The sequence below is a fragment of the Thermosynechococcus sp. M98_K2018_005 genome (assembly GCF_015295825.1).
GTDB lineage: Bacteria > Cyanobacteriota > Cyanobacteriia > Thermosynechococcales > Thermosynechococcaceae > Thermosynechococcus.
The window spans coordinates 102,584-120,228 of the sequence record NZ_DVEH01000047.1; the positions used below are offsets into that span (position 1 = coordinate 102,584).

The following is a 17,645-nucleotide window of genomic DNA, read 5'->3' on the forward strand; positions in this document are numbered from 1 at the left end:
TCACACCCACTATACACTGGGTACTTGATACTTCCTTGGATCAAGAGGGCGATCGCGCCAGCACAAGGGACAGGGAAACGGGGGGAGTGGTTTGCTTTGTGTTGACAAAGGGCAGTACTTTGGGCGATGATAAGATTCTGCTGATTCGGGGCTATAGCTCAGTTGGTAGAGCACTTCAATGGCATTGAAGGGGTCAGCGGTTCGAATCCGCTTAGCTCCATCCGAGCGAGGACAATCTGAATTAAGGACTTACTGGCGCAATATGCGCAGTAGTTTTTCTAAATGCTCTGGCAGGGGGGCGATCGCCACGATCTCTTTGCCAGTACATGGATGCTGCAACTGTAGGCGATAGGCATGGAGAGCTTGGCCAGGAAGCTTCACGTTTAGCGGTGTGCCCCGGCCATAGAGGGGATCCCCCAACAGTGGCCAACCCAAGTGGGCGGCATGGACCCGAATTTGATGGGTACGACCTGTTTCAAGGTGGAACTCCACAAGCGCACAGTGGGGAAAGCGCTCCTTCACGTACCAGTGAGTAATTGCTGTGCGGCCTTTTTCCGGGGGCACCACCGCCATCTTTTTGCGAGCCACGGGGTGACGACCAATGGGGGCAATGACGGTTCCAGTGTCCTCAGGGGGCTGACCATAGACAACACCAAGGTAGTGGCGCTGCATTTGCCGTGCTTTCAATTGTTGTTGCAGATGGTGGAGGGCAAACTCCGTTTTGGCAACAACCATAACCCCAGAGGTGTCTTTGTCTAGGCGATGCACAATTCCCGGCCGCTGGACACCACCAATGCCCGTCAAATCAGGACAGTGAGCTAATAGACCATGAACTAGCGTACCGTGGCTATGACCAGGGGCAGGATGCACCACTAAACCCACGGGTTTATTGAGAATCAGTAACTCATCGTCTTCGTAGAGAATACTCAGGGGTAGGGGTTCAGGGAGTAAATCCAATGGCTCTGGTTCAGGGAGCACCACCTCCAGTACCTCACCACCACTGAGGGACTGATTTTTGCGATCGCAAACTTGGCCATTGAGGCGTACATGCCCCTGTTGGATCAATTGCTGCCAGCGCGATCGCGACAATTCAGGATGCTGTTGGGCAAGGAAGGTATCGAGGCGATCGCCCCCCTTTTCTACCTTGAAGGTCAGCGATGTCCTCATGCCCCCAACTACACCAGTGTATGCCCAAGGGCTAAACCCACCACTAACATCCCTAACACGAGAAAAGGTTGAGCACTGGCTTGGTACTTGACATCGTTTTGCAAGGGATCCCGCAGGAAGTACATATCCTGAAAGACAATTTGGGGAATAATCAGCAAAATCAGCAGCACTGCATAAAAATTGGCATGGATCGCCATCAGGTAGCCCGCAATCCCCAACTGGAAAATGTCAATCATCAGAACACAAATCCATGCGGCGGTGGTGACCCCAAACATCACCGGCAAGGACGCCAAGCCGAGTTGGCGATCGCCCTCCACGCTTTTGAAGTCATTGACAATGGCAATGCCCAAGCCCGCCAAACTGTAAATCAACGTCAAGATCACAATCCTCGGCGTCAAGTCGCCAAAAAGGGCGTGACCTGCCCACCACGGTAAGGCAATGTAGCTGGCCCCTAGGGCATAATTTCCCAGCCAACCATTCTTTTTTAGTTTCAGGGGCGGTGCGGAATAAATATAGGCCAAAAAGCCCCCCAGCAAGGCAATTTTGGTGACGGGAAACGTGGGGTGGTCAGCCCATAGATCGAGTAGAACAGCTAGACCCAAACCCGCAACGACGAGGAAGATAATCTGTGCCCGTACTTGATTGAGGGAAATCGCCCCTGAAGGAATGGGACGGTAGGGTTCATTAATCGCATCAATCTCGCGATCGTAGTAATCGTTGAGCGTTTGCGTATAGCCGGCCATTAAAGGGCCCGACAGCAGCATACAGGTAGCTGCCTTGAGCACATCCTCCAGACTCCATGTAAATCCCCCCGAGGACGCTGCACCACAGACCACACCCCACATGAGGGGAATCCACGTAATCGGCTTCATCAATTGCAGGCGAATTTTCCAGATATTGGTTTCGCCGCTTTTGGCACCCTTCATGCCCAGCAGTTGACGTGCCGCTGCCGTTGTACTTTCTGGGGATGTTGAAGTCGTCGTTGAATCGGGGGTTTCCGTCATAGCACTCTGTTTTGCTCAGCAATCACCTCAATGATTATAGTCGTTTCACCTTCCGTCACCTAGGGGGATCATGTTGCCCTCTGGAGTGGGCAGGATGTTAAGAGTTGTCCTCGTAAATTTGCCGATCGGCCGTGGTGTAGGTCAGGATAGAAGCGAAACTGCTTTTAGAATCTTTCAGCGTCAGCGGAACAGCCCCAGATTGTACCATGACCCCTGTCTCCATCCCTGATTATCTTAAACGCCCTTTAGCGGCGGCCATTGCGACGGCGATCGCCACAGTGGGTGTGGTTGCACTGCGGGTGGGTGGCCTGCTCGAACCCTTGGAATTGAGGGTGTATGACCAATGGCTGCGCTGGCGATCAACACCGGCCACGTCCCAGCGACTGCTGATTGTTGAGATTACCGAGGCTGATATTCAAACCCTCAAGCAGTACCCAATTCCTGACGAAGTGCTCATCCAAGCCATCAATGAATTGCAGGAGTACCAACCCAAGGTCATTGGCATTGATATTTTTCGCGATTTTCCGGTTCCGGATCGCTTCAAACCGCTAACCGATGTGCTGCCTTCCCTCGGACAGGTGCTGATGACCCAGCCCAACACCGTTATTGTCTGTAAAGTGGGGAGTGAAACAGATCCCGGAATTGCCCCTCCCACTGGACTGCTGAATCATCAGGTGGGATTTGCGGACATTCCCATTGATGATGATGGCGTAGTGCGCCGTGCAATTTTAGCAACTCAACCCGAAGCCAGCGATCGCTGCTCTACCCCCCAATCCTTTGCCCTTGCCTTAGCGCGTGTTTTTCTGGGGATTAACCCCCAAGCCGTGACTCAGAACCGCCTTGACTTGGGAACGGCTCGCTTTCAGGCCTTAACCAGCAACTGGGGGGGCTACAACAATCTGGATGCCGCAGGGTTTCAAATCCTAATCAACTATGCCCACCCGACCCAGCCCTATGAAACAGTCACCCTGAGCGAAGTGCTGACGGGTCAAGTGCTGCCCTCCAAGGTGCGCGATCGCGCTGTACTCATTGGCCTCACTGGCAGCAGCAGTAACGATAAGTTTTTGATTCCGATGACCCTGCCGGGGCAAACCAACCGCCTTACCCCCGGTGTTGTGGTTCAAGCAGCGATCCTTGAAGATTTGCTAGCAGCGGCTCTCGATAACCGTTCTCCCATCGGTACATGGCCACAGGAGGCGATCGCCCTTTGGATTCTTGCTTGGTCTGGGCTTGGTGCCGTGATTATTGCCAAAGGACACCGCTGGGTGATTGTGCCGCTGTTGGTTGCTGGGGGACTGGCTCTCAGTGGCCTGACATTTCTGCTCTTTTTACAGGGGAGTTGGCTGCCCCTGGTGGCGCCTCTCGTTGGCTTTGGCAGTGCGGCAGTTTTGATGCTGGGTTACCGTGCCTTGAGTCCTGCTGAATCCACCTCTATCCCCTCTGCACCGACGGCTGTTCCCAGTGGCCTCTCAGCGACTCCCTTGGAGTTAATGACTGAAGGCATCAGTCAATCAACCACACCTGACTCAGCCCCCATTCTGGAAATCCCCGAAACCTCGCCAACGGAAGTCTCTCGCCTAGAGACGGATGCCAATGCAACGGTGCTGCAACCGGAAACAGCAATTTCCTTTACCCCCATCGAACCCACCCCGTCCCCTGGGGATAACCCCCACACAGCACCTACCCTCCTCACTTCCGTGGTCGATCAGATTCCCCCGACACGCGAGACACCACCACAGCCGATCACTGAGAGGGAAACCTTCTTAGTGGTTCACCCTGAGGACGCTGCAACTTCCGCCACCGAAGTACCAGAAATTCCCACAACCGCTCCTGAACCTACCCTCCAGCCAACAGCTCCCTCAGAACTTCGCCCTGATTTACCAGAAACCCAACTGATGCCTCCCGAAGCCTTAACAACGATGCCCGAGACCCCTAGCATTCCTACGGTTGATTTACCTGAAACGCAACTCACACTACCTGAGCCACTGACTACCCCAGAACTGACCTCGACCCCCTCAACCCAATTCGCAACCAGCGTGGACTTGCCTGAAACCCAACTGTCAGTGCCTGAGGCCGTGAGTCCAGCAGAAGTCACCTCAACTTCCGTAGGGAATGGGAACACCCCTGAAACATCACCACCCCCCCCGACCCAATTCGCAACCAGCGCAGACTTGCCGGAAACCCAATTATTAATCCCAGACACCCCCAAGGGAGACCTACCAGAAACACAGCCGTCCAACCCTGACCCCTTGACCTCAGTGCCTGCGGATCCTACCCAGCTTCCAGGGGAGATTTCCGCCACGACAGTCCCCTCGCCGCCCCCCCCAACCACAGAGACACAAACACCGAGCGGCACCCAACCCAAAACCACCGTCATTTCTGACATTAGCGAAGAACCCAGTGAACCCTTGCCACAAACTGTGGGGGGACGCTACCGTGTCCTGAGTCAACTAGGGGAAGGGGGATTTGGGCGCACGTTCTTGGCTGCAGATTTACACCTGCCGGATCATCCGATCTGTGTGGTCAAGCAGTTGGTGCCCTCCCGTAAGGATGAACGCTTTTTGGCGATTGCCCGTCGCCTCTTTCAGCGGGAAGCGGAAACCTTAGCCCAATTGGGTCAACACGAGTGTATCCCTCGATTACTGGCTTACTTTGAGGAGGGGGGATATTTCTATCTCACCCAAGAGTATGTGGATGGCGAATCCCTCAAAGAGGAGTTTGAAAAGAAAGTTACCCTCTCCCAAGCCGAAGCCCTCGCCATTCTCAAGAGTATTTTAGAAATTTTGCAGTATGTGCATCAGTTTGGGGTGGTGCATCGGGACATTAAGCCTGCCAATATCATGCGCCGCCGCAGTGATCAACAACTGTTTTTGATTGACTTTGGGGCGGTACGCCATGTTCAGCCCGAGGACTTGCTCCAGCACGGCAAATATACGATCTCAATTGGTACCCGTGGCTATGCCCCTAGCGAGCAAATGGCAGGACGACCCGTGATTGCCAGTGATATTTACTCTTTGGGCATCGTTATTGTTGAAGGTCTGACGGGACTCGCCCCGATGGATTTGCCCTCTGACCCCCATACGGGGGATATTGTCTGGCAGCCCGGACGGCATTTGTCGCCGCAGTTTGTTGCCATTATCAATAAAATGATCAAGTACAATTTTCGCGATCGCTACCAGAGTGCTGAAGACGTGCTCACTGAGTTGGCCAAGGCTGGACTTTAGGCCTACAGACCAAAGTTTGAGCGCTGTAGAGGGGGCTTGCAGTTCTTATTTATGGGGCTAAATCGTTGTGAAAAAAGGTTGTATGATGGAGAGTACCGTTTCCTTTTTTTAACATTAGACACTTTGGAGGCATCGCAACGTGGCTGGAACGACAGGAGAACGACCATTTTCCGACATTATTACCAGTGTCCGTTATTGGGTGATTCATAGCATCACCATTCCGGCGTTGTTCATTGCTGGCTGGCTCTTTGTCAGCACCGGTTTGGCCTATGATGTGTTTGGCACACCACGCCCCGATAGCTACTATGCTCAGGAGCAGCGGTCGATTCCTCTTGTGACCGATCGCTTTGAAGCTAAACAACAAGTTGAAACCTTCTTAGAACAGGTGAAGTAGGATTGCCATGACCAGTAACACACCCAATCAAGAACCCGTTTCTTACCCAATTTTTACGGTCCGCTGGTTGGCCGTTCACACGCTTGCTGTGCCCACGATTTTCTTCCTCGGGGCGATCGCGGCCATGCAGTTTATCCAACGTTAGGAAGGTGCAGACATGGAACCGAATCCCAATCGTCAGCCGGTCGAACTCAATCGCACATCCCTGTACCTAGGGTTGCTGCTGATCTTCGTCCTTGCGTTGCTCTTTTCAAGCTACTTCTTTAACTAAATTTCTTCTCTATAACTGAATCTGCTTAGGAGGAATTGATCATGTTGTCTGAAGGCGGACGCATTCCCCTCTGGGTTGTGGCCACGGTAGCCGGCATGGGAGTGATTGTCATTGTCGGGCTGTTCTTCTATGGTGCCTACGCTGGTCTTGGCTCCTCTCTCTAGAGATTGGGGTCTTGGCGCGTACGCAGTTGTAGCCAGATCAGTCCAAAGGTGACTCCCAAGAGAACTGTTGCTGCTGCAGCGGCATAGCCAAAGTCAAATAACGCGAAGGCCTGTTGGTAGATATAAAATACCAGCAGGTTTGTTGTATCTAAGGGGCCGCCAGCGGTTACCACATAGACCTGTTCAAAACTGCGCAACGTGAAAATCGTTGTTGTGACAAACACTAGAATTAAGGTGGGGCGCAGCCCCGGCAGCGTAATGTAGCGAAACTGTTGCCAAGCATTAGCACCATCGAGGAGTGCCGCTTCATAGCGATTGCGGGGAATTGTTTGCAACCCCGCCAAAAAGACAACTAAATTAAACCCCAATTGCTTCCAGCTACTGAGCAAAATCAGCACTGGCATTGCCCAGGTGGGATCACTCAGCCAAGCAATCGGTTGCCCCCCTAAGGTTTGCACCAGTTGATTCACGGGACCATCAGTTTGAAACAGCCAACGGAACCCTAAACCTGCCGCCACAATCGAGGTCATTGTTGGCAAAAAGTAGGCCGTGCGCAGCAGATCCCGTCCCCTGATCCCTTGGTTAAGACCGACTGCCAAGAGTAAGGGCAGCACAATCGTGGGTAGCACCGTTGCTGCTGTGAAATAAAGGGTATTGCCAATCACTTGCCAAAAATCTGGACTCAGGAGCAATTGCTGATAATTTTGCAGGCCAACCCAACGCACCCCTTCTTGACTGAAGCTACCCGTCGTAAAACTAAGATAGACCAGGTACAAAATCGGCAAAAAAACAAAAATTGTCAGAAAAAAAAGTGCAGGTAAAAGGAATAACCAAGCGACTCCTATCGGTGACAAAACAACCTCCCCCAATTGTAGGAAGTGCGATCGCGCCATTGGCAAAGATGATGACCTCAAAATTCGTCTTTCTATAAATTCAATCCTAGGGTAGTGGCTCCTGAAGGTGGAAATGATAAGATCAAAATCAAAATGGACGCCATCTTGGGGAAATGCTGTGATTCACACTGCGCCATTGCCCACGACTACCCCTTCTCACGTTTCTGATCATAGTCGTCTAAAGCTGTTTTCGGGTTCTGCCAACACTGCCCTTGCTCAGGAAATTGCCCGCTACCTCGGTATTGATCTCGGCCCAATGGTGCGCAAGCGATTTGCTGATGGCGAGCTGTATGTGCAGATTCAAGAATCCATTCGCGGTTGTGATGTCTATCTGATTCAGCCCTGTTGCCGACCCGTCAACGACCACCTGATGGAACTGCTGATCATGGTGGATGCCTGCCGCCGTGCTTCAGCCCGCCAAGTGACTGCGGTGATCCCCTACTATGGCTATGCCCGTGCCGATCGCAAGACTGCTGGCCGCGAGTCCATTACCGCCAAACTAGTAGCCAACCTGATTACCCAAGCGGGAGCGAGTCGCGTTCTGGCCATGGATCTGCACTCAGCGCAAATTCAAGGCTACTTTGACATTCCCGTGGATCATGTCTATGGTTCACCCGTGCTCCTTGACTACCTGCGCAGCAAAAATCTTGAAGATATTGTGGTGGTCTCCCCAGACGTAGGGGGGGTAGCCCGCGCCCGTGCCTTTGCCAACAAGCTTGATGATGCCCCCCTAGCCATTATTGATAAGCGACGCCAAGCCCACAATGTGGCCGAAGTGATGAACGTGGTGGGGGACGTTAAGGGCAAGACAGCGGTGCTGGTAGATGACATGATTGATACAGCCGGCACGATTTTAGAAGGGGCACGGTTACTGCGGCGCGAAGGTGCCAAGGAAGTCTATGCCTGTGCCACCCATGCGGTTTTTTCACCGCCAGCGATCGAGCGACTCCAAGGGGGCGACTTTGAAGAGGTGATTGTCACCAACACAATTCCCGTACCGGAGACGCAACGCTTTCCCCAACTCACGGTGCTCTCGGTGGCTAGTATTCTCGGAGAAACCATTTGGCGGATCCATGAAGATAGCTCTGTGAGCAGTATGTTCCGCTAAAACTGCTAAAATAAGCTTTATTGTTCACCTAGGGGGTTGCAGGCATGGGCCGAATTGCCTTACTCAGCACCAGCAATAAGCAAGGACTGGTGGAGTTGGCGACGGCCTTGGTGCAGGAGTTTGGCTTTACGCTCCTGAGTAGTGGTGGCACCGCAAAGACCTTACAAGCAGCGGGGATTCCCGTGACAACGGTCTCGGAGTACACAGGGGCACCGGAAATTCTCGGTGGGCGGGTCAAGACCCTGCATCCAAAAATTCATGGCGGTATTTTGGCACGGCGCGACCGCCCTGCAGACCAGGCTGAGCTGCAAGCTCAAGGCATTAACCCGATTGATCTAGTAGTTGTTAACCTCTATCCCTTTGCCGAAACCATTGCTCAGCCCAATGTCAGCCTTGCCGAGGCGATCGAGCAAATTGATATTGGTGGGCCGACGCTGATTCGCGCTGCGGCAAAAAACCATGCCCATGTGACAGTGTTGGTCGATCCCAGCCAGTATGAAACTTACCTTCAGGAATTACGATTACATGGGGAAGCCCAACCTGCTTTTCGCCTTGCCTGTGCCCAGCGAGCCTTTACCCTGACGGCCAGTTACGATCAGGCGATCGCTGAGTATCTTCAAGAAGTCAGATCCCCCGGTACTGAACCAGACATTCTGCCGCCGGTCTTTCACCTGATGGGGCAGCAAAAACAAGTCCTGCGCTATGGCGAAAATCCCCATCAACGGGCTGCTTGGTACATCAGTGGCGCACACCCCAGTGGTTGGGCAGCTGCCGACCTGCTTCAGGGCAAAGAACTTAGCTACAACAACCTGCTGGATCTAGAAGCGGCACGGGCGGTGATTAGTGAATTCCTCGGGGAGAGTGCCCCCGCTGCCGTTATTATTAAACACACCAATCCCTGTGGCGTGGCTGAGGGCAAAACCCTCGTGGAAGCCTACGAACGTGCCTTTGCAGCCGATAGTGTCTCTGCCTTTGGCGGCATTGTTGCTCTGAATCGCCCCTTGGATGTGGCCACCGCTGAAGCCTTGAGCCGTACTTTTTTAGAGTGTGTGGTGGCTCCCGCCTGTGAGGAAGCAGCGCTACCAATCCTGAAAACCAAGCCCAAGATGCGGGTTCTCACCCTACCTGAGTTGCAGACTGCTCCCACCACAGCGATTCAAACCATTGCTGGCGGCTTTCTCGTCCAAGATATTCACCCCGTCCCCATTGATCCAGAGGCGTGGCAAGTGGTCACAGCCACGGAACCCAGTCCAGAGTTGATGGCAGAACTGATCTTTGCTTGGAAAGTGGTGAAGCACGTTAAGTCCAATGCCATTGTTGTCAGTCGCGATCTCCAAACCCAAGGGATTGGGGCCGGTCAAATGAATCGCGTCGGTGCGGTGCAAATTGCTCTTAGTGATGCTGGTGAGGCGGCGCGGGGGGGTGTGCTGGCCAGTGATGGCTTTTTCCCCTTTGCCGATTCTGTGCAAGCCGCTGCCCTTGCCGGTATTGCGGCGATTATTCAACCGGGGGGCAGTTTGCGGGATAATGAGTCTATCCAAGCAGCCAATGAAGCGGGAATTGCCATGGTCTTTACCAACCGGCGACACTTCCGCCACTAGGAAATAGCAATGGCGGTGCGACTCGGCATTATCAGTGATCCCCACATCGCCCTGCCGGAGACGATTCCGACAGATTACCCCCCTATTTTTCTCTACGAAGTCAGTATCCCTGCCTTTGAAGCTGCCGTTGCCCATCTCCTAGAGTTAGGAATTGACGCCCTATTGATTCCCGGTGACTTGACGCGGGATGGCGAAATCCTTAACCATTGCTGGCTCAGTACCTATCTGCAAACCCTGCCCCTTCCCTGCTATGTGATTCCGGGGAACCACGATGTGCCTCTGCTGCTGGGGGATAACAACCGCATTGGTTGGGCTGACTTTCCCCAGTGGTATGCCCACGCTGGCTACGGCAAGGGCGCCAAGCATTACTATCAAACCCTGCTTGCAGACAACCTACAACTGCTTGCCCTGAATTCCAACCAGTTTAGCCCGACGGGTCAGCAGGTGGGGGCAGTTGATCAAGGACAACTGGCATGGTTGGCGGCTCTATTGGCAGAACCCTTTGCCGGACTGCGCCTTGTGATGATTCACCACAATGTCCTTGAGCATTGGCCACAACAGAGCCAAAGTCCGATGGGGCAGCGCTACCTCTTGGAGAATCGAGCGGAGTTATTGAACCTCTTGCGATCGGCAGGGGTTGCCTTGGTCTTAACCGGGCATCTCCATGTCCAAGACATTGCCTATGAGCAGGGGCTATTTGATCTAACGACCGGTTCCCTCGTGAGCTATCCCCATCCCTATCGCCGACTCATTTTGCAGGAACATCCCCAAGGGGGCTGGCAAGTGGATGTGGAATCCTACCGCATTGAATCCCTGAAGGCCTATCCCACCTTGAGTGACCTCTCTCGCCAATGGATGCTTCAGCGGGGTGCGGGGTTTATGGTGCGCTTTCTTACCTTGCCGCCCTTTAATTTATCAGAAGCTGAGGCCAAGCCCCTCGCCCAAGCCCTATCGTCCCTCTGGCCGGAAATTGCCCAAGGGGATACCCAAGTCACGCTACCGACCCTACCGGAACCCTTGGCCGCCTACTTTGCCCAGTTCAACCACAGAGCACCAGCGGAGTATCCCCAGCTCCGGGACAACAATACGGTCTTTGTCATTTAGCTGATGCAAATTCCCTTCGCTTAAAACGGCGCTGTCCCAAAACCTGCTCTAATAGGGGGTTAAGGCACGGATTGGATGCAACTGCGGCTCCAGGGTTGGGCGATCGCCATCAGCATTAGCTTGACTTTTTATTTTTGATGCGCATGACAAACTTTCTCTTCGCTTCACATAACTCATCAAGAAACTTTTAGCTTGCAAATCCTCTATCCATTATCGCTACGGCATTATCGGGAATCATTTCTATCACTTCCTCTCGAAAACTCAGGTCATGTCTGTCTCCCAAAGAAATGACCGCCTCACTCGTTAAATTCTCCGTCACACTAAACCCATTCAACAGCTTGATTGGATGATACCCATCCCGCCAAAAGAGGTGACTGGTTAATGTAATGACTGTCGAATCGACAGGAAACAGCACCAGCCCTGAGCAATGATGTTTTTGTTTCACTTTTAACATTAAATGACTGTAGATTTGCTGAAAGCACTCACTCCCTGGCGTTTTATTCGCTTTTGAACAGCAGTGGTGAGTTCAGGACGAGGTAGTCGCAAGGGCTGAGGCGCTTGAGAATAGACTTGACAATAGCTCCAAAATATACCATGGTAAATTGATTATTTTTCATTTTTTAAGGGAAGAATACAACATTTCTTTCTTTTTTCTACCCCCTCAAACTGTCGTTCAACACTTCTACTAAATTTCTTTTCTGGACCAAAGAGGGATAATTCTAACGACGACCCAATTCACCCGTTGCTAGCCATTAGACTATAAACAATCAGGTGGCTTGAGGAGAGTGTCATGGTGCAAGATGGGTTACGCTACTGGCCGCTGGGTATTGTTTTTCTTTTAGGGGTGGGTCTTGAACCCGTCAGAGCAGCAGAAATATCCCTACCCCAAACTGGTGTCGCAGAGGAGGAGTTGATTGCTCTCATTAAAGAAGACCCCTTTGCCCAGGCTCGCCTGCCGCAATCTGAAGGCTCTGCTGTCGATCTATTGCCGCTGCCACCCCAGCCCCCTGCAGAAGTCGTTCCTCCTATAGAATCCCCTGCTCCCCTACTCACGAGCACTGAGATCAAGGGTGATTCGCCAGCCCCGCCTGTGGAACCTGCACCAAGAACGACTGTCAATTCTCCAGAGACCGCCACAACACTGCAACTGATAGCAGAGCAAGCAGCACAGGAGGCGCGTTTAGCACTTCTACGGGAGGGCGATCGCCACTGGCAATTAGGAGACACCGTCACAGCCCAAACCTATTACCAAAAGGCCAAGGCTGATCTAGAGTTGCCACCGCCCCGTGTCACATCCCCCGCCGTACTGGAGATTAGTCAACTGCCCCCCGCTGCCCAAGTCTATTGGCGAGAAGTGCAAGGGGGTTCCCAGCTCTACAGTGCCCAAGCCGTGCCGCTGCAGCTTTTGGTAGAGCAATTCCCAGAGTTTATCCCCGGCCAAGTGCGCTTCGCTGAGTTTCTAGCGCAGCAGGGTTCCCTCAAAGAGGCCTATGCCCATCTCGAAAAAGCCGCCAGCCTCTATCCTGATCAACCCGATATTCAACGTAGCCTCGTCACCCTCTACGATCGCCAGCAACAGTGGCTAGAAGCGGCCCTTGCCGCCCAACGTTTTGCCCTGCTGAATCCTGACCACCCCGCCACACCTGAATTTCAGCAACTGGCCGCAGAGCGAATGCAACGGTTCCGTCGTCGCCTTCAGGGGCAACTGCGCGAAGGCATGATTTTCGGCGCCCTCACTGGACTGGTGGGTGTGGCCCTCACGGGCAATCCCTTACTATCCTTGGACTCGATTCAAATGATGGCCTTGATGATACAGGGAGAATCTGCCCTAGGCCGTTCAGCAGCACAGCGAATTAGCCGCCAAGTCAAACTCCTTCAGGATCCTGAGGTTCAAGCCTATGTCAACGAAGTGGGGCAGCGCCTTGCCAAAGTAGCCGGTCGCAATGAGTTTGAGTATGAATTTTTTGTCATAAAAAATAATAATCTCAATGCCTTTGCCCTGCCGGGGGGCAAGATTTTTATCAATTCCGGTGCAATTCTCAAAGCCAATACCGAAGCAGAACTTGCCGGCTTACTGGCCCACGAGATTGCCCACGCGGTGCTCTCCCACGGTTTTCGCTTGGTCACCCAAGGCACGGCCACTGCCAACTTGACGCGGTTATTACCCGCTGGTGGCTATGTGACAGGGATTCTCGTGACTAGCTATAGTCGAGAAATGGAGCGGGAGGCAGATATTTTGGGCACACGGATTCTGGCAAGGGCAGGCTATGCCGCTGATGGTTTGCTGAATTTAATGCACACCCTCAAGAAGGAATACCGTAATCAGGAGCCACCGTTACCGTGGTTTTCCACCCACCCGCCGACCAATGAGCGCATTCGCTATATCCGTGGTTTGATGCGCGATCACGGATACACCCCCTTTGCCTTTGAGGGGGTCGAACGCCATCAACAAATTCAAGCGCGCTTGCGTACCCTTGTGGATTCTTCCAATCCCAAAAAGTCCAAACGGGAAACTGCCAAGACGCCGCAATAGCTGAGTTCGCTCTGACTGTTCTGAATGTCTCGACATTGCTTTCAAACCCTTGAGTACGAACCCGCGTTTTTCTCCCTAGGGGAAGAGTACTGGGATGAGGTACAGCCAGCAACGTTTCCGCAGCATATTCTGCGTTTTCGCAATGATGCCCTCTTACCCCTGATGGGTCTGGATCCCGCCAAGGTAACCGATGCTGACTTTATTGCGGCCTTTGGCCAGTTTCAGGGGCGTGAACCCTTTTTGGCGATGCGTTACCACGGCTACCAATTTGGGGAATACAATCCTCGCTTGGGGGATGGCCGAGGGTTTCTCTATGGTCAGTTTCGCGGTGTGGATGGTCAACTGTATGACCTTGGTACGAAAGGATCGGGCACCACACCCTATTCGCGGGGGGGAGATGGTCGGCTGACCCTCAAGGGGGGTGTCCGTGAGGTTTTGGCCAGTGAACTGCTGCATCGCTTGGGGGTGAGCACTTTTCGCAGTCTCAGCTTGGTGGAAACGGGGGAGTCCCTGTGGCGGGGGGATGAGCCATCGCCGACGCGATCAAGTGTCTTAGTGCGCCTTGGTCGTTCCCATATTCGCTTTGGTACCTTTGAGCGGCTCCACTATCTGCGGCGACCGGACTTGATTCGACGGTTGCTCGACCACGTCATTGACTATTACTACCCCCACTTGCGAGAGATTCCCGACCCCAAGGAACGGGATTGTGCCTTTTATCGTGAGCTGGTGGCACGCACAGCGGATCTGGCGGCGCAGTGGTTGGTGGCGGGGTTTTGCCACGGTGTTTTGAACACCGATAATATGGCCATTACGGGCGAGAGCTTCGACTATGGTCCCTATGTCTTTTTGGAGCACTATGATTTGGGGTTTACAGCAGCCTACTTTGATTACTATGGCCGCTACGCCTACGGCAATCAACCAGCAATTTGTGCTTGGAATCTGGAGAAGCTGCAAATCCCTCTGTCTTCAGTAATACCCCTTGAGGAAATGCAAGCTGCCCTAAAAACCTTTGGCGATCGCTGTCAAACCACCTATCTGACACTCATGCTCAAACGCCTCGGTTGGGTAGATCTTCCCCTAGAGCTTGGCCGTCCCTTAGTGGCAGAAACCCAAGCTTTTCTCAGCCGCAGCACCATCAGTTATCCCCAATTCTTTGTCAACCTACGGCAGGAATTTTCCCTCCAATGGACTGTGGATGTGGGTCACATCTTTTGTGAAAGCCCAACACTCTCACCCGCAGATCAGAAACTTTTAGGGGCTTGGAAAAAAATCTATTTTGAACTGCTTCAGCAAGCAACACCGTTACAGCAGGCCGCAATTCCCCAAACCCTAGCGGCCGCCAATCCCCTTGTTATCTTGACTCGTCCGCAGATTGAACACATTTGGCAGGCCATTGATCAGGCGGATGATTGGTCACGATTTACCGCAACTCTTCAGTTGATGCAAGTATGAAGCGACTCCTTTGCCTGAGTAATGGTCACGGTGAGGATGCGATCGCCAGCTCGATTGTGCAGGCCTTGCGGCGCCAGTATCCAGACTTAGACGTGATGGCGTTGCCCTTGGTGGGCCTAGGGTCTGCCTACACGCAGCTGGGAATTCCTTTATTGCAGCCTGGAAAAATACTCCCCTCTGGGGGCTTTATCTACATGGATCTGCGACAGCTATGGCGGGATCTCAAGGCAGGGCTGCTGGGACTGTTGGGGGCACAGGTTCGTGCCGTTCAGCGTTGGCAGCGATTCTCGGCAGGGCATCTCTTAGCTGTGGGGGATATTGTGCCCCTATGGCTGGCCTATAGCACAGGGGGAACCTATAGTTTTATCGGCACTGCCAAGTCTGACTATTACCTATATGATGCGACAGGGCGGGCCTATCGTTGGGGTATGGGCTGGGCGGGGAGTGATTATCTGCCTTGGGAGCGATGGTTGTGGCGATCGCCCCGCTGTCGAGGCATTTTTGTCCGCGATGAGTTGACCGCCAAAGGGTTGCGGCAATTGGGCTACACAGTTCACTGCTGTGGTAATCCCATGATGGACTTAGTGATGCCACCCCCTCAGCGATCGCCCTTTACCACCAAAACCATTGTGCTCCTGCCGGGGTCTCGCGCTCCTGAGGCCTACCGCAATTGGCAACAGATGCTACGGGTACTGACGCCCTATCCCGATCAGCCGCTGACCTGTCTTGCCGCTGTCAGTCCCAGCCTTGATTTACGGATGCTTGAGCAAAGCCTTGAGGGTTGGCAACCCATTGCCAGTCCATTACCCCAGACCACCGCCTGGCAGTTGGGTCAGCAACAACTGATTTTAAGCTCACATCACTTTCGTGAATTTCTGCATTGGGCAGAAGGGGGTATTGGCCTCGCCGGCACAGCCACGGAGCAGTGTGTAGGCTTAGGGAAACCCGTGATCACCTTTGCTGGTGCAGGCCCCCAGTTTACCCGTGAGTTTGCCAGTCGCCAAAAACGCCTTCTCGGAGACTCGATTTTCCTACTAGATAATCCTCAAGAGGCTATCCCCATTCTTTGGCAGATTTGGGAAGATGCTACTTTACTTGCACGAATTGCCGCCAATGGGAAAGAACGCCTGGGCGAACCCGGAGCGAGCGATCGCATTGCTGAGCAACTGGTAAAAATACTCGGGGATTGAGTCCTCTAAAAAATAAGGACTCCCATCCGCAGATGGGAGCCAGTATTGCGTTTAGTTAGATTGAGTCAGTGACCCTAGTCAAGGTTGGGCATTGAGAGCACGGGTTCAGACTCACGGTCAATCCCCTTCTCGAAACCAGCCGCCGCGGCACGGGCACGACCAGCATGCCACAGGTGACCCACCAAGAAGAAGAAAGCCAAGACAAAGTGGGACGTAGCCAGCCAAGAGCGGGGCGACACGAAGTTCACCGAGTTGATTTCGGTGGCCACACCACCCACGGAGTTCAAGGAACCCAGAGGTGCATGGGTCATGTACTCAGCAGCACGACGCTCTTGCCAAGGCTGAATATCATTCTTGATCTTGTTGAGATCAAGGCCATTGGGACCGCGCAACGGCTCCAACCAAGGACCACGGAAATCCCAGAAGCGCATTGTTTCACCACCGAAGATGATTTCACCCGTGGGGGAGCGCATCAGGTATTTACCAAGACCAGTGGGGCCTTGAGCCGAACCAACGTTTGCACCCAGTTTTTGGTCACGGATCAAAAAGGTCATTGCCTGAGCCTGAGAGGCCTCTGGACCCGTAGGACCATAGAATTCACTGGGATAGACAGTGTTGTTGAACCAGACAAAGCAGGTGGCAATGAAGCCCATCATGGACAGGGCGCCCAAGCTATAGGAGAGATAGGCTTCCCCAGACCAGATGAAGGCACGGCGTGCCCAACCGAAGGGCGTCGTCAGAATGTGCCAGATACCACCGGCAATACAAATCAGACCAACCCAAATGTGACCACCAACAACGTCCTCAAGGTTGTTGACGCTGACGATCCAGCCCTCACCCCCAAAAGGAGACTTCAGCAGGTAGCCAAAGATGACCCTTGGGTCAAGGGTGGGGTTGGTAATGACGCGGACATCGCCGCCACCGGGTGCCCAAGTGTCATAGAGACCACCAAAGAACATGGCTTTGGCCACCAACAGCAGGGCACCAATACCGAGGACGATCAGGTGGAAACCGAGGATCGTCGTCATTTTGTTTTTATCTTTCCAGTCGTAGCCAAAGAAGGAGGAGTATTCCTCAAGGGTTTCAGGGCCACGAATGGCATGGTAAACCCCACCAAAGCCGAGAACAGCAGAGGAAATCAGGTGCACTACCCCAACCACAAAGAAGGGGAAGGTGTCTACGACTTCACCCCCAGGGCCAACGCCCCAACCAAGGGTGGCAATGTGGGGAATGAGAATCAGCCCTTGCTCGTACATTGGCTTCTCAGGAATGAAGTGAGCCAACTCGAACAGGGTCATGGCACCGGCCCAGAAAACGATTAGGCCAGCGTGGGCGACGTGGGCACCCAAGAGTTTGCCGGAGAGATTAATCAGACGAGCATTACCGGCCCACCACGCGAAACCGGAGGATTCTTGGTCGCGATTGGTGGCAAAAATCGAATTACTAGAGAGCGTTACCACGGGGGAGTACCTCTTCTGGGAAGATAAAGTTTTCATGGGGTTGGTCTTGGGGCGCCATCCAAGCGCGAATCCCCTCGTTC

At 53.3% G+C, this 17,645-nt stretch carries 15 protein-coding genes, 1 tRNA gene and 1 pseudogene; 12 read left to right on the forward strand and 5 right to left on the reverse strand.

What is annotated here, in order from left to right:
- Positions 1–147: 147 nt before the first annotated feature.
- A tRNA-Ala gene (locus tag IGQ15_RS06745) sits at positions 148–220 on the forward strand.
- Positions 221–249: 29 nt separating this feature from the next.
- Here the strand turns inward: IGQ15_RS06745 and IGQ15_RS06750 are convergent.
- Entirely contained in the window at positions 250–1,167 is a 918-nt protein-coding gene (locus tag IGQ15_RS06750) for an RluA family pseudouridine synthase (protein ID WP_297050047.1), read from the reverse strand.
- An 8-nt stretch (positions 1,168–1,175) separates the two neighbouring features.
- A complete protein-coding gene (gene chlG / locus IGQ15_RS06755; RefSeq protein ID WP_297050048.1) occupies positions 1,176–2,171 on the reverse strand; it encodes a chlorophyll synthase ChlG in 996 nt (331 codons plus the stop codon).
- 206 nt (positions 2,172–2,377) lie between these two features.
- Here chlG and IGQ15_RS06760 point away from each other — a divergent pair, with 206 nt between their 5' ends.
- From IGQ15_RS06760 to IGQ15_RS06780, 5 genes are all read left to right on the forward strand, one after another.
- Positions 2,378–5,395 carry a CHASE2 domain-containing protein gene (locus IGQ15_RS06760; RefSeq protein ID WP_297050050.1) on the forward strand — a complete coding sequence of 1,006 codons (3,018 nt, stop codon included), beginning with the start codon at positions 2,378–2,380 and terminating at the stop codon, positions 5,393–5,395.
- 139 nt (positions 5,396–5,534) lie between these two features.
- On the forward strand, positions 5,535–5,789 hold the full coding sequence (psbE, locus tag IGQ15_RS06765; RefSeq protein ID WP_297050052.1) for a cytochrome b559 subunit alpha: 255 nt from the start codon (positions 5,535–5,537) through the stop codon (positions 5,787–5,789).
- Between the two features lie 7 nt (positions 5,790–5,796).
- Positions 5,797–5,934 (forward strand): cytochrome b559 subunit beta, encoded by a 138-nt coding sequence (gene psbF, locus IGQ15_RS06770; protein WP_099798824.1) that lies wholly within the window; start codon positions 5,797–5,799, stop codon positions 5,932–5,934.
- Between the two features lie 12 nt (positions 5,935–5,946).
- Positions 5,947–6,060 carry a photosystem II reaction center protein L gene (locus tag IGQ15_RS06775; RefSeq protein WP_149820459.1) on the forward strand — a complete coding sequence of 38 codons (114 nt, stop codon included), beginning with the start codon at positions 5,947–5,949 and terminating at the stop codon, positions 6,058–6,060.
- A 44-nt stretch (positions 6,061–6,104) separates the two neighbouring features.
- Positions 6,105–6,224, forward strand: a complete 120-nt coding sequence (locus IGQ15_RS06780; RefSeq protein ID WP_099798822.1) for a photosystem II reaction center protein J — start codon at positions 6,105–6,107, stop codon at positions 6,222–6,224.
- Here the strand turns inward: IGQ15_RS06780 and IGQ15_RS06785 are convergent.
- Positions 6,221–7,117, reverse strand: a complete 897-nt coding sequence (locus IGQ15_RS06785; RefSeq protein ID WP_363315805.1) for a sugar ABC transporter permease — start codon at positions 7,115–7,117, stop codon at positions 6,221–6,223. The two genes, IGQ15_RS06780 and IGQ15_RS06785, sit on opposite strands and share 4 nt — an antisense overlap.
- A gap of 73 nt (positions 7,118–7,190) precedes the next feature.
- Here IGQ15_RS06785 and IGQ15_RS06790 point away from each other — a divergent pair, with 73 nt between their 5' ends.
- The 6 genes from IGQ15_RS06790 (at position 7,191) to IGQ15_RS06815 (ending at position 16,105) form a co-directional block, all read left to right on the forward strand.
- Positions 7,191–8,225: a ribose-phosphate pyrophosphokinase gene (locus IGQ15_RS06790; protein WP_363315806.1), complete on the forward strand. Its 1,035-nt coding sequence runs from the start codon at positions 7,191–7,193 to the stop codon at positions 8,223–8,225.
- Between the two features lie 44 nt (positions 8,226–8,269).
- The gene (gene purH, locus IGQ15_RS06795; protein ID WP_297050067.1) at positions 8,270–9,826 is read left to right on the forward strand and encodes a bifunctional phosphoribosylaminoimidazolecarboxamide formyltransferase/IMP cyclohydrolase; all 1,557 of its coding nucleotides are present in this window, start codon (positions 8,270–8,272) and stop codon (positions 9,824–9,826) included.
- A gap of 9 nt (positions 9,827–9,835) precedes the next feature.
- Complete coding sequence (locus IGQ15_RS06800; RefSeq protein ID WP_297050069.1) at positions 9,836–10,930, forward strand: metallophosphoesterase; 1,095 nt, start codon at positions 9,836–9,838, stop codon at positions 10,928–10,930.
- A 790-nt stretch (positions 10,931–11,720) separates the two neighbouring features.
- Complete coding sequence (locus IGQ15_RS06805) at positions 11,721–13,463, forward strand: M48 family metalloprotease (RefSeq protein ID WP_297050072.1); 1,743 nt, start codon at positions 11,721–11,723, stop codon at positions 13,461–13,463.
- 24 nt (positions 13,464–13,487) lie between these two features.
- Positions 13,488–14,915 (forward strand): YdiU family protein, encoded by a 1,428-nt coding sequence (locus IGQ15_RS06810; RefSeq protein ID WP_297050075.1) that lies wholly within the window; start codon positions 13,488–13,490, stop codon positions 14,913–14,915.
- A complete protein-coding gene (locus IGQ15_RS06815; protein WP_297050079.1) occupies positions 14,912–16,105 on the forward strand; it encodes a lipid-A-disaccharide synthase-related protein in 1,194 nt (397 codons plus the stop codon). The genes IGQ15_RS06810 and IGQ15_RS06815 overlap by 4 nt, the downstream gene beginning before the upstream one ends.
- A 74-nt stretch (positions 16,106–16,179) precedes the next feature.
- Here the strand turns inward: IGQ15_RS06815 and psbC are convergent, their stop codons facing one another.
- Together psbC and IGQ15_RS06825 are read right to left on the reverse strand one after the other, a co-directional pair.
- Complete coding sequence (gene psbC / locus IGQ15_RS06820; protein WP_297050080.1) at positions 16,180–17,565, reverse strand: photosystem II reaction center protein CP43; 1,386 nt, start codon at positions 17,563–17,565, stop codon at positions 16,180–16,182.
- A pseudogene (locus tag IGQ15_RS06825) lies at positions 17,549–17,645 on the reverse strand (photosystem II protein D2); the annotation flags it as partial. The pseudogene IGQ15_RS06825 and the gene psbC, both read right to left, overlap by 17 nt.